The following is a 14,493-nucleotide window of genomic DNA, read 5'->3' as shown; positions in this document are numbered from 1 at the left end:
GGAAGTCGACGACGAGCTGTGGGCGGTGCACGCTGCGCCGAGGAGAACGACCGCACCACTGCCGTGACCGTGCGCCCCGAACCGTGTGATCGGAGCCGGTGGAAGGTAAATGCGTCGACAGTGCCCCTCGGTACCCGGCAAAGTGGCCGCCCGTGACGAGCAGTGAGCTGTGGACCCGTGCGACCGCCGACCGCTACGACGCCGAGGAGGCCGAGACGTCCTCGGCCGCCGTCCTCGGACCGACTCTCGCCTTCCTCGCCGAGCTCGTCGGAGACGGCCGGGCGCTGGAGTTCGCCATCGGGACCGGACGAGTGGGCGTCCCGCTCCGGGAACGCGGCGTGCCGGTCGTGGGCATCGAACTGTCCGAGCACATGGCAGCGGTGCTGCGGCGCAAGATCGACGAGGACATGCTCCCGGTAGTCATCGGGGACATGGCCACCACCGTCGTTCCCGGCGAGTTCACCCTGGTCTATCTCGTCTACAACACCATCACGAACCTGCTCACGCAGGACGAGCAGGTCGAGTGCTTCCGCAACGCCGCACGTCACCTGTCGCCCGGCGGCCGGTTCGTCATCGAGCTCGGCGTGCCGCCGCTGCGCTTCCTGCCGCCCGGGCAGGTCGCGGTGCCCTTCGACGTCTCCGAAGGGCATCTCGGCTTCGACACCTTCGACCTCGTCGAGCAGATTCTCGTCTCGCACCACTTCACCCGCGACGGCGACGACGACGACGGCCGCTACCGCCGCGACAACTCCCGGCACCGCTACGCCTGGCCGGCAGAGCTCGACCTGATGGCACGGATCGCCGGGCTCGAGCTGGAACGTCGCGTCGCGGGCTGGGACGGGGCGCCGTTCACCCAGGACTGTGCGAAGCACATCTCCGTGTGGCGCAAGCCAACCTGACGTCGGCCGCCGGGCCGTCAACGCAAGCCGTTCCAGTCCTGACACTCCTACCGGGAGAGGGCGAGGAAGGCTTCGTGGATGTCATCGCGTATCTCCCAGCGGATCCGCAGGCGGCGGAAGCGGTGCACGTGGGCGAATGCTCGCTCCACGACCCGGCGTTGGGCGCCGAGTCCCGCGTCATGCCTGGTGCCCCGGCGGGCGATCAGCGGCTTTACGTCGAGATCCCGGACGTTCACCGTCGCGTGATCGCAGCCAGGGGCGTCCCGCAGTCATTCGTTCATCGCGGCGATCAACACGGTCGGGTCGTGGCGGAGAGCCTGAGGATCTGCGCCGGCCGGCCCTTCCGGGCGAGTGCCGCCCTGCACAATGTGGGGTGTCCTTGCGCCCCGATCTGCATCCGGCCCGCCTGTCCGTCCACGACAGTCGGCCCTTCGCCCACCGTCCGGAACTCCTCGACGAGCAGCTGTTCTGGTGGGAGCACCTGAGCGCGTGTCTGCGGGGCAGGGCGCCCCGCTCCTGGCTCGGGCCCTACGCCCGGTCGCCTCCCGGGCCTTCGCACGTCGGTTGTGGGCCGCAGAGGACGGGCCCGTGTTCACCGTTCCCGTGGCGGGCGGACTCCGCCTGCACGTCGTGTACGAGAACGCCGACGACGACGCCGGTGTCGACTACGTGGCTCACCACCCCGAATGGGACGACGCGGAAGTCCTCGCCCGCGATGCCGGCCACTGGCGGGGCCCGGGCCTGTCCTGGCCCGAGCTGGTCCGCACCGCCGACAACGGCCTGCCCGGCGGCACCACCACCGACCCCGGCACCCGGTTGCTCCTCCTGCTGCCCGCGCTCGGGGACACCGACCTGCCGGCGGACGCCGGGAAACGGCTCGCTGCCTGCCTGCGCGACCGCCTCGGCGCCGCACAGCCGGGCCGGCTCGCCGCGTCCGTGCTGCGCCACCAGGGGATGGCCGGCCCCGCCCGGTGGACCACCGGCACCCACGGGGTCCAGGCAGATGACGGCAAGCACTCCTTCCGCAATCCGGCCAACCGGGACGCGCTGCCCGACTGCCGACTCGCCCAGGTGTCCGCCGCCCTCGGCCCGGAGCCCGCGCGCCGAGGAGGCGACGGCCACGGTGAGCGCCGCCCCGATGGCTGCCGGGCCACTCCGCGTTCCGCCGCCGGCTGTCCCCGCCGGGTCGCGTACAACGCCTGGTTCGCCTCCCTGATGACGGACTCGCCGCCGCTCTGACCCGGGGGCCGGGCGGTCGGCGGGCGGTTCGGCTTCGGGTGGCCGGAACTCGCCCGAGGCGGGTGAACAGAGGGCTACGTGCTGGTAACTTGCGGGAGTTGATCAAGGTCGGAGGTGTGGCCGACCACGCTCCCGGCCAGAGCCACCCCCCAGTCAAGGAACCACATTGGCACGCACCGTCCGTACGACGGCCCTCGTCTCCACCTCGGCCCTCGCGCTCGGCTTCTCCCTCCTCGGCGCCACCGCCCCCGCGTCTGCCGCGGACGCGCCCACACCGCACCTGGACTCGGTCGAGCAGACCCTGCGTCAGGTCTCCCCGGGCCTGGAGGGCTCGGTATGGGAACGCACCTCCGGCAACCGGCTCGGCTCCTCCACCCCCGGCGGCGCCGACTGGCTCCTCCAGACGCCCGGCTGCTGGGGCGACGCCACGTGCACCGACCGGCCCGGATCCCGCCGTCTCCTGGAGAAGATGCGCCAGGACATCGCCGGCGCCCGGGAAACGGTGGACATATCGACGCTGGCGCCCTTCCCCAACGGCGGCTACCAGGAGGCGATCGTCGCGGGCCTCAGGGAATCCGCCCAGAAGGGCAACCGGCTGAAGGTGCGGATCCTGGTCGGCGCCGCGCCCATCTACCACTCCACGGTGATCCCGTCGTCGTACCGCGACGAACTGCTCGCGAAGCTCGGCCCCGCCGCCTCGGGCAACATCACGCTCAACGTGGCCTCGATGACCACCTCGAAGACCGCCTTCTCCTGGAACCACTCCAAGCTGGTCGTGGTGGACGGCAGTTCGGTGATCACCGGCGGCATCAACAGCTGGAAGGACGACTACCTCGAGACCTCCCACCCGGTGAGCGACGTCGACCTCGCGCTGTCCGGGCCCGCCGCGGGCTCCGCGGGACGCTACCTGGACTCCCTCTGGGACTGGACCTGCCGCAACAAGAGCAGCTGGAGCTCGGTCTGGTTCGCCGCCTCGCCCGGCGCGGACTGCATGCCCTCCCTGCCCCGGCCCGCCTCCCCGGAAGGCGGGGGGAACGTGCCCGCGCTCGCCGTCGGAGGGCTCGGCGTGGGCATCCGCCAGAGTGACCCCACCTCGGCCTTCCGCCCGGTCCTGCCCACGGCCGGCGACACCAGGTGCGGGATCGGGGTGTACGACAGGACGAACGCCGACCGGGACTACGACACCGTCAACCCGGAGGAGAGCGCCCTGCGCGCCCTGGTCTCCAGCGCGACCTCGCACATCGAGATCTCCCAGCAGGACGTGCACGCCACGTGCCCGCCGCTGCCCCGCTACGACGTACGCCTCTACGACGCCCTCGCCGCGAAGCTCGTCTCCGGGGTGAAGGTCCGCATCGTCGTGAGCGACCCGGCGAACCGCGGCACCATCGGCAGCGGCGGCTACTCGCAGATCAAGTCGCTCTCCGAGGTGAGCGACGCCCTGCGCGGCCGGGTGACGGCCCTGACCGGTGACGGCGGCCGGGCGCGGACGGCCCTGTGCGAGAACCTCCAGCTGGCGACGTTCCGTGCTTCCGATCAGCCGACCTGGGCGGACGGCAAGCCGTACGCCCAGCACCACAAGCTGGTCTCCGTCGACGGATCGGCCTTCTACATCGGCTCCAAGAACCTGTACCCGTCCTGGCTGCAGGACTTCGGTTACGTCGTAGAGAGCCCGGCGGCGGCCGGACAGCTGAAGAGCGACCTGCTGGACCCGCAGTGGCGGTACTCCCAGGCCACCGCGACGTACGACTACGCCCGCGGCCTCTGCCAGGGCTGACGGCCTTCCTGCGCCAGGGGGCATGGCCTCCTCCAGGTCTGCTCCGCAAGAACCACCCAGGGGGGCGACAGCACCCTGCGGCATGCCCCGGGCCGACGGTCAACGACCGTCGGCCCGGGGGTGTTTCAGGGATCCGGGGTCGTCCTGGCAGGTGCTACGATTCCCATAATTGAACACGTTCAATCGATGGGGGGCGCATGGACGCCGGAAGTGGTCCCGGGATCGGGCGGGTGTTGCGGAGGATGGGGCGCATGCTCGCGTTGTACTGCGGGGTGCACATGGCCGTGTGGCTCGTCGCGTACCCGGCGGCCGAGCCGGTCCTGGGCGTTACGGGCCCTTCCTTCGTGGACTTCGCGGGATTCGCCCTGGTGGTGCTGGGCACGGGCGGCGCCGTGACGATGCTGCTGGCGGTCTGTGCGGGCCTGGGGCACGTTCGGATGCCCGTGGATGCGTTCCGGGCCCGGCTGGGGCTGACGATGGCGGCGCTGACGCTGCCGCTCTGGGCCACGGTGCTGCTCAGCCCGATCGCCCTCGTCGAGACCCTGGTCGCGGGCATCTTCGCCCTGTTGATGCCGACGCCGCTGATCCCCGAGAACTGGGAGGCCCCGCCTACGCCGGCCCCCGTCCCCGAGGGGCCGGCGTAGGCGGGCAACGGGTCGGCGGACCACCCTGGCTGCGGCAGGTCGGGCGCGTTCTGCGGCACGACGGCGTGGCCCCGCCCGGGACCGTGCTGCGCCCGGTCCTCAGGTCAGGTCGTAGGTGAAGGAGTAGGCGACGGAGGAATCGCCGTGGCGGTAGGTGAAGCCTCCGGAGCCCGTCAGTCCGGCGAGGTCTCCGGTGGCGGAGCCGGGGACCACCTCGAAGTGGCAGACGGTGCCGCCGGCATCGAAGGTGCCGCGTTCCTCCAGGACGAAGCCGCCCTTGCGGCCGTCGACGCTGCCGGTCAGCAGTTCCATGCCGCTGTAGCTGCCGACGTTCTCCCCCGTGTAGGCGATCGTGTAGTCGCACGCGGTCTCGGCGGCCTCGATCCCACCGGTGAAGGCATTGGTGACACGGGCATGGGCGAGCCGCGGGACGGCCTCCGTGGATCCGACGGGGTTCTCCTCCCAGTTGGCGAAGGTGAAGCGGCCACCGGTCTCTACGGGCGTGGGCATGGCTTTCCTCTCGGCCGGCCGGGACGGTCTGCTCCGCCCGGCGGTTCATCAGGCTGTGCCCAGGCTGGCAGCCGTACCTGACACCTTCTGTCAGGTACGGCGGACAATGGGATCCATGCGCGCCGACCGGCTCCTCTCCCTGCTCCTGCTGCTACAGAACCGCGGCCGGATGACCGCGCCCGAGCTCGCCGCCGAGCTGGAGGTGTCCTTGCGCACGGTCTACCGGGACGTCGAGGCCCTCGGCGCCTCCGGCGTCCCCGTCCTCGCCGACCGCGGACCGGCCGGCGGGTACCGGCTGGCCGAGGGCTACCGCACCCGCCTCACCGGTCTCACCGACGCCCAGGCCGGCTCCCTCTTCCTGGCCGGCGCCCCCGGACCCGCACAGGAACTCGGCCTCGGCGCCGACCTGGCCGCCGCCCAGCTGAAGCTCCAGGCCGCGCTGCCCGCCGCACTCGCCGGACGGGCCCGGCGGGTCCAGGACCGCTTCCACCTCGACGCGCCCGCCTGGTTCCGGGAGGCCGACCCCGTCCCGCACCTCGCGCAGATCGCCCAGGCCGTGTGGGACCAGCGCGTCCTGCGCACCCACTACCGCCGCTGGCGCGGCGAGGTGCGGCGCGAGCTGCACCCGCTCGGACTCGTCCTCAAGGGCGGCATCTGGTACCTGGTGGCCGGGGTCGAGGACGCCGTACGGACCTACCGGGTCGCCCGGTTCCTGGCCGTGGACACCGCGGCGGAGGGCTTCGAACGGCCCGCCGGTTTCGAACTCGCCGCGTACTGGCAGGAGTCCACCAGCCGCCTGGACGCCGTACTCCACCAGCAGACCGCGGAGCTGCGCCTGTCCCCGCGCGGACAGCGGCTGCTGCCCATGCAGTTCGGGGCGGCGGGCAGCCGGGCACTCGCCGACGCCGGGCCGACCGACGCGGACGGCTGGGTCCGGGTGCTCCTGCCCGTCGAGTCGGAGGCGATCGCCGTCGGCGACCTGCTCCGGTTGGGCGGGGAGGCCGAGGTGCTCGGCCCGCCCGAACTGCGCCGCGCCCTCGCCGAAACGGTGGCCACGCTGGCCGGACGCTACGCCCGACCCGCGACGTAAGGTGGCGTCGTGATCGAACGGCCGGGGCTGGGGGGAGCGCACGTGAAGGTCGAGCTGCGGAAGACGGTGGACAGCGATCTCGGTGTGTTCTGGGTGCAGTTGACGGACCCGGGGCTCCAGTACATGGCGGCGATCACCAGGAAGTACCACTACGATCGGGGCCTCTTCGACGCGCACTGGGCGAAGGTGCGCCACGACCCCGAGGTGACGCTGCGTACGGTGCTGGCCGACCGGGTGGTGGTCGGGCACGCCGCCGTCTTCGGGCCGCCCGAGGAGCGCGAGGTGACGTACGTGATCGGCCGCGAGCACTGGGGGCGGGGGATCGCCACCCGGGCGCTGGCCGAGCTGATCCGGCTGGAGGACACCCGCCCGCTGCATGCCGGGGCGGTGGCCGACAACGCGGGCTCGATCCGCGTGTTGGAGAAGTGCGGGTTCACCGTCACCGGCCGCGAGCGCGATTTCGCGCGGGCCCGTGGTGAAGAGGTGGACGTCGTCCTGCTCACCCTGAGCTGAGGCGCCCGGCCCGGCCGCCGCCGGACTCCCAGCGGACCTCGCCGTCCTGGCGCCGCCCGGTCGGGCGCAGCCCGCAGCCGGAATTCCACGGTCTCGCCCCGGCCGATACGGTCCGCCTGCGTGTCGAGCATGCCCATCGGGTGAGTGTCCCGGCGCGGGGCGTTCCCGGCCACCGGATTTCTCCCCGACCCGCTCAGCCCCGCCCGGGCGGCGGCCGTGCACGGCGGAAACGGGCCTCAGAAGGGGGGACAGTCGCTGTAGCCCACGGGCTCCGGCAACGGGACGGCGGGGCGCGGTGTTCGCAGCAGCGCGACGGCCTCCTCGACCCGGCCCAGCTCCACCAGCAGCGGGCCGAGGGCCTGTTGGTGTTCCAGCCGGTCCTCCTCCAGGAGGGCGACGGCCTCCTCCGGGCGTCCTGCGCCCGCCAGCAGGTGGGCCAGGTCTTCCAGCGCGTACCGGCTCCGGCCCTCCGGGTGCGCGAGGGACTCCCGCACCGCCTCGTCCAGCCCCCCGCAGGCCGCCAGGAGAGGTCCCCTCAGCCGGAACAGCTCCCACTCCTCCTTGCCCCGCCGGGCCTTGAGGGCGTCCAGGTGGGCGAGGCCCTCCTCGGCGCGGCCCTCGGCGGCGAACAGCCGGCACAGCAGGTCGACGGTGCAGTCCTCGGCGCTGTTCAGCGCGCGCACCACCTCGATGGCTTCGGCGCTCCGCCCGTGCCGGGCCAGCAGCTCCGCGAGCAGGGCCGGGGCGTACCACCAGTAGCGCTCCGCGTGCTCCCGGTACACCTCGACCGCGCCCGCCACGTCGCCGCGGGCCTCCAGGAACTCCGCCAGGTGACGGACGGCTCGGGGCCAGTCCTCGTCCGCCGCGTACGCGCGCAGCTCGTCGATCCGGCCGTGCCGCACCAGCAGTTCGGCCAGCGGGTCGCGGTTGTCGACCGGCGTGGAGTCGTAGGAGCGCAGCAGCGCGACGGCCTCGTCCGTACGGCCCTGCCGCTCGCGAACGGACGCCAGCAGCTTCACCGCGTGGAACGGCTCCCGGTACCGCTCGCCGCATTCCCGGCTGCCGCACCGCGCGCACGATGTCCCGGATGCGATGCGGGCCTCCAGCAGCGCCGCGACCTCCTCGCCCCGGCCCAGTCCGATGCCCACCTCGACGAGGGGCTCGGCCAGGAACCAGTCGGCGACGTGGGGGAGGAGCAGCTCGTAGGCCTCGTCGCCCTGTCCGTGCCGGGCCAGGAGGAGCGCCAGGTCGCGCAGCGCGAACCGTTCGCCGTCCCGGGCGAAGGGGCGGACGAGGGCGATGGCCTCCTCGCCCCGGCCCCCGGCGTCCAGCAGCCGGGCGGCCTCCGAGGCCGCCGTCCACCAGCCGGTACCGACGTACGGGGCCAGTACCGCGAGGGCCTCCTCCAGTCGGCCCCGGTCCGCGAGGAGACGCGCCCAGGCGTGGGCGCAGAACCAGTCGCCGTCCTCCGCCAGGGCCTGTGCGCGTACCAAGTCGGCGTGCCCGAGGGCGAGGAGACGGTCGACGAGATCCGGCGGCACGCACTCCTCGTGCATCCGGGTCCGGCGGTCGAGTTCGACGGAGTCCATGGCCGCAGCCTAAGGGGCGGCCACGGGGGGCTCCACCTCCAGGAAGCGGCGCCGGCGCGGGCCCCGGTAGAGGAGGCAGACCCAGCCCAGCCGTTCCAGCACGGCGGCGCAGGCCGTCAGCCGCTCCTGCTCCTCCTCGGCCGCGCCGCCGCCCGGGGGCCCGAGCCAGGTCACCTCGACCCGCCCGGGCTCCGGCGCGGCGGCGACGCGGTAGCCCGTGCGCGTACGCCGGCCCTGCGCGTCCACTGCCGACGGAGTGATCCCCGCAGCCTCCAGTACGAGGGCCACCGCGCGTGGCGGCTGCCGCACCTCCCACGGCGCGGGAACCGACGCGCCCGCCGAGCCGTTGACCAGACGACGGATCTGCAGCAGCCCCTCGTACGCCGTGCGCAGCTCCGCCTCCCGCCGGCCGGGCGGCACCTCCGGGCCGTCGCCGGTCGCGGCCTCGAAGCCCTGCCCGGGTACCGTCATCGCCCCACACCCTCCCCGTTCTCGTGCCCCGCCCGTCGAGCCCGTCGCAGCCGTCCGGCCGATGGGCCCGGTGGGGCCCGATGGGCACGTCTGAGTATGTTGCGCCCAACGGCCTGAGTATCCGCCCCGATTCCCCGCCGGGCCGCCGCTGGTCGAATGGGGTCATGACTTCCGACGCCCCGCGCAGCGCGACCGTCCGCCCGCGCATGCAGCACGTGACCACCGCAGGCTCGGCCCTGGTCGTGGTGCTGGTCCCGCTCGTCGTCGGCGTCCTGTTCGCCAAGGCGATGGCCGCCGACCCGATGACCCCGGTCAACGCCCTGATCGCGGGCGGCGGCCAGCGGGCCGCCCTGCCGCGGGGCGAGTGGAAGCGGCGCGGCCACAGCACCCTGCGCACGTTCCGTACGGTGCGGCGTGACACCGCGCGCCGGTGCGCCCACGTCTGCGGCCGTCGCCCTTGACGCCTCCGGGCGTCAGGGTGTGGCGAGGGGCTCCTGGAGTTCGGTGACCCACTGGTCCGGGTCCTGCGGGCAGGAGAGGGTCAGTTCCCGCGCGTACCCCGCCGAGCGGTGGCCGTGCGCGTCGATCCACCGGGCCAGGGCCTGCGAGGTCGGCAGTACGCCGTCCATCGAGCCCCGGTGCACCACGGTCGCGGCCCGCTCCACGCCGGGCAGCGTGACGATCCGCACCGCGCCCCCGAGATCCTCGGCGCGCACCGAGGCCGCCACCGGCAGACCGGCGTGGACCAGGACCGCCGTTCCGGAGTCCGCGCCCGGCGCGTCCTCGTAGTAGGCGGTGCCGGGACCGGTCGGCACGACCCCGGCCTCCTCGATCCGGCGGCACAGCTCGTCGTAGAGCGGCCCGATGACCGGCCCGATGTCCTGCGGTTCGTAACTCCCGGCCGTCCCGGTCAGCTCGGCGAGCCGGACGGGCGGAAGGCTCTTCACGACGATGTCGTCGGCAGGCATGGTTCCCTCGTTCTCGATGGTCCGGAGCCTCGCCTCGACCTGGACCAGCCGGGCCGCTGCGGCGGCCATGGCCGCCTCCAGCTCCACCCGCCGCAGCCGCAGCATGCCGCGCAGCTCCTCCGCGCCCACCCGCTCGCCGAGGATCGTCCCCACCTCGTCGAGGCTGAAGCCGAGTTCCTTGAGCGCGATGACACGGTTGAGGCGGGCGAGCTGCCCGGCCTCGTAGAAGCGGTAGCCGGTGAACGGGTCGACACGCGCCGGGCGCAGCAGTCCGAGGGCGTCGTAGTGACGCAGCATGCGGACCGACACCCGGCCGTGTTTGGCGAAGTCTCCGATGGTGAACATGACGTGCTCCACTACAAGGTCTGACACAGGGGGAGGGTCAAGCGTCGCACCCGGAGCGGAGACGGTCAGCGGCCGTACTGCCGCAGACACAGGTCGACCATGGACGGCGGTACGACCCCGTCCGCGGCCGCGCACAGCTCGTCCATGCGGGGCGGCGGGGCCGGCCGCCGGCGTGGATGCGGGTGCGCGGTCGCGGGCCCGGGCACACGGGCCCGCCGGGGCGGCGTCGCCTTGGCACGGGCCCGATCGGGGGACGGCGCGGGCTCCGGGCCGGGGTCCTGCTCCGGCTCCGGGGCCGCGTCCGGGTCGTGCCCGGCGGTCGTGGGCAGCTTCCCCAGGGGCAGCGCCAGAGGTGTGGGGAGCTCGGGCGCGTCGGCGGGCGGTACGGAACCGCGTACGGGGACCTGAGCCGCATCCTGCGGTGCGACGGAGACACAGCCGGCGCTCGCGAGGAGCGCGACGAGGGAGAGGGGCACGGCCCGGCGTAACTGCATCCGACCAGCTTGCCGCACGGTGCGGCCCGCCCGGTTCCCCGCCTCACGCGTCCGGGTGACACCGCCCCCGTGGTTGCCGTCGGGGCGTGTGGGAAATTGGAACGGCAGTGCGGGTGACGGGGGAGGCGCGACCTCCGGAACCCCGCGCCGCCGCGTCCTGCCCGCCGAACGCCCGTACGGAGTGCCCGTCCATGACCTCAGCCGCCGCGCCCGGCAACCCCACGCCGCCCCCGGATCCCACGGCCCGTCCCACACCCCCTCCCGCGGCCGCATCCCTGCCCGCGGCCCGGTCCGGACCGGGGAGCAGCTGCGACCGGGGGCGCGGATCCGCGCCGGGGCGCGGACCCGTGCCCGGGGCAGTTCGCCGCCTACACCTTCGTCCGGCCGATCCTGCAGGACGTATCCGGCATCGACGCCGGATACGTGAGCACGCTCCTGCTCGGCTACGGCGTCGCCGGTGTCGCGGGCAACTTCCTGGCCGGGGCGCGCGACGCGTACCGGACGCTGCTCGTGGTCAGCGCCTGCCTCACCGTGATCCTCGCGCTCATCGCGGTCCTCCCGGGACCCGTCGCCGGGACCACGCTGCTGCTCGCCTGGGGGCTCGCGTACGGCGGGGTCTCGGTGAGCGTGCAGGGCTGGATGACCAAGGCGGCCCCGGAGGCGCCCGAGGCGGCTTCCTCACTCATGGTGGCTGTGTTCAACCTCGCCATAGCCGCGGGCGCGCTGTTCGGAGGCCTCGCCGTCGACGGCATCGCCGCCCCCGCCGCCCCGCTCGGCGGAGCCGCCCTGATGCTCGCCGCCGCCTGCACCGTCTGGGCGACGGCGGTCCGCCGCACCGACAGACGGGATGAAAAGACGGATACCGGACACCCGGCTTGACCCGGACCCTGCCGGATGGACAGAGTGCGCCGATCAAGAGCCACCGCTTGAGCCGCACTTCGGAGATACGTCAGATGTCCATATTTGTATGCTCATCGCTCGTCCCGGCCGCGACCGGCGGTTCTCCGGCACTCGGCACCCGCGGCGTCCCCGCCGCCGGTGTGCCCCTGGCTCCCGCCGCCCGGCGGCGCAGAGCCTGACCGGCCGGGTGGGGGCCGGCGCCGCACCGCCGCGCCGGCCCCCGTCCCTGCCGGGGAGACCACCATGTCCCAGCACCCTGATGAGAGCGGGCTCGTCCCCGACGACCACCTGCTCGTACGCCCGTACGTCGCCTCCTCGGGCCGACCGCCGCTGTCGACGGCGTCCGCCTGGCCGCAGACCGGACCCCTCGCCTTCCCCGGACCGGCGCGCGGCCCACAGGCCGATGGCCCCGACGCACTCCCCGCCCCGGCGCGCGCCGATGCCCGCGACGCCGTTCGCGATGCCGCGGCCTCCGGGAGCCGCAGCCGGCTTCCGCTGGCCGTGGGCAGCCTGCTCGCGCTCGGCGTGGTCGGCGCCCTGGTGCTCCTGCTGAGCGGGCCCGAGCCGGAACCGCCCCGGGCCGGCCCGCCGCCCGAGCTGTCCCTGCCGGCGCTCCCGGCAGGCAGCCCGGACGCCGACGTCACCGGGGAACCCCGGACGACCGCGTCCGCACGGTCCGGGGCGCCCTCGGCCGCCCCGACGACGGAACCTCCCACGACCGCGGGCGAGGACGCGGATCCCTCGTCGAGCGCGTCGCCGCCGCGACCGTCGGCCGGCTACGTGACCCTGCGGATGGGGGACAAGGGGCCGGAGGTCAGCGCCCTGCAGGAGATGCTCTACGGGCAGGGGTTCACGTACGTCTCCGTCACCGGCGTCTACGACGGCCAGACCAAGCGCGGTGTCAGCCAGCTCCAGCGCGACCGGTCCGTCAAGGGAGACCCGCAGGGCGTCTACGGCCCCGCCACACAGGCGGCGATGAGCTAGCCGCCGCCGGGCCCCTGCCGGGCCTCCGGCGGCCTCCGGGGGATCAGCGGCCGCCGGAGACCCGCAGCACGGTTCCCGTCGTGTACGAGGCCTCCGGGGACAGCAGCCAGGCGATGGCCCCGGCGATCTCCTCGGGCCGGCCGGGCCGCCCGAGCGGGATCCCGGCCGCCGCCCGCGCCGGGCGGTCGGGATCACCCATCGCCGCGTGCATGCCGGTCTCGATGATGCCGGGCGCCACGGCGTTGACCCGGATCCCGTCCGGGCCGAGTTCCTTGGCGAGGCCCACGGTCAGCGCGTCGGTGGCCGCCTTGGTCGCCGCGTAGTGCACGTAGTCCCCGGGGCTGCCGAGGGTGGCGGCCGCCGAGGAGACGTTCACGATCGCCCCGCCGCCCGACTCCGCCATGTCCCGGGCGGCCCGGCGGCAGCACAGCAGGTACCCGAGGAGGTTCACCTCGACCACCCGCCGCAGGTCCTCGGTCCGGGCGTCGGCGAGCCGGCCCAGCGGGCCGGTCACCCCGGCGTTGTTGACCAGGCCCGTCGGCGTGCCGAGTCCGGCGCCGGCGATGTCGAAGAGCCGCTCGACGGCGCAGTCCTCGGAGGTGTCGCCGCGTACGGTCACACAGCGGGCCCCGGTGGCCCGTACGCGCTCGGCGACGGCCTCGGCGGCCGCCTCGTCGCGGGCGTATCCCAGTGCCAGGTCGTGCCCGTCGGCGGCCAGCCGCAGAGCGGTCGCCGCACCGACGCCCCTGCTGCCGCCGGTGACGACGGTGACCGGACGGCGTCGTGCCACGGGAGCCTCCTGCGGACGGTGGAACAGGGATGTCGGAACAGCGGGTGTCGGAACAGCGGGTGTCGGAACAGAGCGCGCGGTGCGGCAGGCTAACACCGTGATATTCGCTGGACCAGCAAAAATGCTGACCGGAGAGTGATCGTCACCGACGCGCCGCCGCAGGACCGGCACGTCGTCCGTGTCCCTGACGACTGCAGGAGCCCTCCATGTCGACTTTGAGAGTCACCGCCGAAGAGCTGACCGTCCACGAGCACCCGAACGCCGACGCGCTGGAGCTGGCCCAAGTGGGCCTGTACCGCGCCGTGATCGCCAAGGGCGCCTACCGGACCGGCGAGTTCGCGCTCTACATACCCGAACAGGCCGTGCTGCCCGCCGGACTGATCGAGGAGCTCGGCCTCACCGGGCGGCTCGCCGGCGGCTCCGCCGACCGGGTCAAGGCGGTCCGGCTGCGCGGCGAACTCTCGCAGGGCCTGGTGTGCCGGCCGCGCGCGCTCGCCGACGTCGACCTCGTACAGGCGGCCAAGGAGGGCACGGACTTCGCGGAGCTGCTCGGCATCACCAAATGGTCCCCGCCCATCCCCACGACGATGAACGGCGACGTCGAAGCGGCCGCCGACCTGATGCCGTGGGTCGACATCGAGAACCTCCAGCGCTACCCGCACATCTTCGAGCCGGGCGAGCAGGTCGTCCTCACGGAGAAACTGCACGGCACCGCCTGCCTGTTCACGTACGTGGTCCAGGAGGAGCGGTCCATCGTCTCCTCCAAGGGCTTCGGCTCGAAGGGGCTGGCGCTCAAGGAGGACGAGCGCAACCTCTACTGGCGGGCCGTACGCGGCCACGGCGTGCCGGCCGTCGCGGCGGCCCTGGCCGCCCGGCTCGGCGCCACCCGGGTCGGGATCTTCGCCGAGGTGTACGGCGCGGGCGTCCAGGACCTGGCCTACGGGACCGACGTGCGCACCGCCGACACGCCACCCGGGTACGCCGTCTTCGACGTGTCCGCCGAAATCGACGGGCAGGTGCGCTGGCTGGACCCGGCCGCCGTCCTGACGGACGGGGAACTGCCGCTGGTGCCACGGCTGTACGAGGGCCCGTACGGCCTCGACACGGTGCTGGAGCTCGCGAGCGGCCGCGAAACCGTGTCCGGGCGGGCCGTGCACCTGCGCGAGGGCGTCGTGATCCGCCCGTCGGCGGAGCGCTACAGTCCGGTCGTCGGCGGCCGGGCCATCGCCAAGGCGGTCAGCCCGGCCTACCTGACCCGCAAGGGCGGCACCGAGTACGAGTGA

At 73.7% G+C, this 14,493-nt stretch carries 17 protein-coding genes; 10 read left to right on the top strand and 7 right to left on the bottom strand.

Features of this window, described 5'->3' with window-relative positions:
• Positions 1-152: 152 nt before the first annotated feature.
• Complete coding sequence (locus OG332_RS04920; RefSeq protein WP_327412270.1) at positions 153-899, top strand: class I SAM-dependent DNA methyltransferase; 747 nt, start codon at positions 153-155, stop codon at positions 897-899.
• A gap of 47 nt (positions 900-946) precedes the next feature.
• Here the strand turns inward: OG332_RS04920 and OG332_RS04915 are convergent, their stop codons facing one another.
• Positions 947-1,135: a hypothetical protein gene (locus tag OG332_RS04915; RefSeq protein WP_442816109.1), complete on the bottom strand. Its 189-nt coding sequence runs from the start codon at positions 1,133-1,135 to the stop codon at positions 947-949.
• A 352-nt stretch (positions 1,136-1,487) separates the two neighbouring features.
• Between OG332_RS04915 and OG332_RS04910 the strand changes: the two genes are divergently transcribed.
• The 3 genes from OG332_RS04910 (at position 1,488) to OG332_RS04900 (ending at position 4,556) form a co-directional block, all read left to right on the top strand.
• Positions 1,488-2,138 (top strand): hypothetical protein, encoded by a 651-nt coding sequence (locus OG332_RS04910; RefSeq protein ID WP_327412269.1) that lies wholly within the window; start codon positions 1,488-1,490, stop codon positions 2,136-2,138.
• Positions 2,139-2,304: 166 nt separating this feature from the next.
• Positions 2,305-3,912 (top strand): phospholipase, encoded by a 1,608-nt coding sequence (locus OG332_RS04905; RefSeq protein ID WP_327412268.1) that lies wholly within the window; start codon positions 2,305-2,307, stop codon positions 3,910-3,912.
• 251 nt (positions 3,913-4,163) lie between these two features.
• Positions 4,164-4,556, top strand: a complete 393-nt coding sequence (locus OG332_RS04900; protein ID WP_327412267.1) for a hypothetical protein — start codon at positions 4,164-4,166, stop codon at positions 4,554-4,556.
• A 99-nt stretch (positions 4,557-4,655) separates the two neighbouring features.
• Here OG332_RS04900 and OG332_RS04895 read toward each other — a convergent pair whose 3' ends face one another.
• Positions 4,656-5,066: a DUF3224 domain-containing protein gene (locus tag OG332_RS04895; protein WP_327412266.1), complete on the bottom strand. Its 411-nt coding sequence runs from the start codon at positions 5,064-5,066 to the stop codon at positions 4,656-4,658.
• Positions 5,067-5,181: 115 nt separating this feature from the next.
• Between OG332_RS04895 and OG332_RS04890 the strand changes: the two genes are divergently transcribed.
• Complete coding sequence (locus OG332_RS04890; RefSeq protein WP_327412265.1) at positions 5,182-6,156, top strand: helix-turn-helix transcriptional regulator; 975 nt, start codon at positions 5,182-5,184, stop codon at positions 6,154-6,156.
• A gap of 9 nt (positions 6,157-6,165) precedes the next feature.
• Positions 6,166-6,669 (top strand): GNAT family N-acetyltransferase, encoded by a 504-nt coding sequence (locus OG332_RS04885; RefSeq protein WP_442816108.1) that lies wholly within the window; start codon positions 6,166-6,168, stop codon positions 6,667-6,669.
• A 236-nt stretch (positions 6,670-6,905) separates the two neighbouring features.
• Here the strand turns inward: OG332_RS04885 and OG332_RS04880 are convergent, their stop codons facing one another.
• Positions 6,906-8,258 carry a hypothetical protein gene (locus OG332_RS04880; protein ID WP_327412264.1) on the bottom strand — a complete coding sequence of 451 codons (1,353 nt, stop codon included), beginning with the start codon at positions 8,256-8,258 and terminating at the stop codon, positions 6,906-6,908.
• A 9-nt stretch (positions 8,259-8,267) separates the two neighbouring features.
• Positions 8,268-8,729, bottom strand: a complete 462-nt coding sequence (locus tag OG332_RS04875) for a hypothetical protein (RefSeq protein ID WP_327412263.1) — start codon at positions 8,727-8,729, stop codon at positions 8,268-8,270.
• Positions 8,730-8,893: 164 nt separating this feature from the next.
• Here OG332_RS04875 and OG332_RS04870 point away from each other — a divergent pair, with 164 nt between their 5' ends.
• Positions 8,894-9,190, top strand: coding sequence for a hypothetical protein (locus OG332_RS04870; RefSeq protein WP_327412262.1), 297 nt, complete (start codon positions 8,894-8,896; stop codon positions 9,188-9,190).
• Between the two features lie 12 nt (positions 9,191-9,202).
• On the opposite strand, the gene OG332_RS04865 is transcribed toward OG332_RS04870, so the two are convergent.
• Both OG332_RS04865 and OG332_RS04860 read right to left on the bottom strand, forming a co-directional pair.
• Entirely contained in the window at positions 9,203-10,042 is an 840-nt protein-coding gene (locus OG332_RS04865) for a MerR family transcriptional regulator (protein ID WP_327412261.1), read from the bottom strand.
• A gap of 65 nt (positions 10,043-10,107) precedes the next feature.
• Positions 10,108-10,536, bottom strand: a complete 429-nt coding sequence (locus tag OG332_RS04860; protein ID WP_327412260.1) for a hypothetical protein — start codon at positions 10,534-10,536, stop codon at positions 10,108-10,110.
• 423 nt (positions 10,537-10,959) lie between these two features.
• Here OG332_RS04860 and OG332_RS04855 point away from each other — a divergent pair, with 423 nt between their 5' ends.
• The gene (locus OG332_RS04855) at positions 10,960-11,415 is read left to right on the top strand and encodes a hypothetical protein (protein ID WP_327412259.1); all 456 of its coding nucleotides are present in this window, start codon (positions 10,960-10,962) and stop codon (positions 11,413-11,415) included.
• A gap of 264 nt (positions 11,416-11,679) precedes the next feature.
• The gene (locus OG332_RS04850) at positions 11,680-12,420 is read left to right on the top strand and encodes a peptidoglycan-binding domain-containing protein (protein ID WP_327412258.1); all 741 of its coding nucleotides are present in this window, start codon (positions 11,680-11,682) and stop codon (positions 12,418-12,420) included.
• 43 nt (positions 12,421-12,463) lie between these two features.
• Here OG332_RS04850 and OG332_RS04845 read toward each other — a convergent pair whose 3' ends face one another.
• Positions 12,464-13,210 carry an SDR family NAD(P)-dependent oxidoreductase gene (locus OG332_RS04845; protein WP_327412257.1) on the bottom strand — a complete coding sequence of 249 codons (747 nt, stop codon included), beginning with the start codon at positions 13,208-13,210 and terminating at the stop codon, positions 12,464-12,466.
• 206 nt (positions 13,211-13,416) lie between these two features.
• Between OG332_RS04845 and OG332_RS04840 the strand changes: the two genes are divergently transcribed.
• Complete coding sequence (locus OG332_RS04840; RefSeq protein ID WP_327412256.1) at positions 13,417-14,493, top strand: RNA ligase (ATP); 1,077 nt, start codon at positions 13,417-13,419, stop codon at positions 14,491-14,493.

The organism is Streptomyces sp. NBC_01233, assembly GCF_035989305.1.
Taxonomy (GTDB): Bacteria; Actinomycetota; Actinomycetes; order Streptomycetales; family Streptomycetaceae; genus Streptomyces.
Note: the sequence above shows the minus strand (reverse complement) of the source record. Positions and strands in the feature narration are given on the sequence as shown.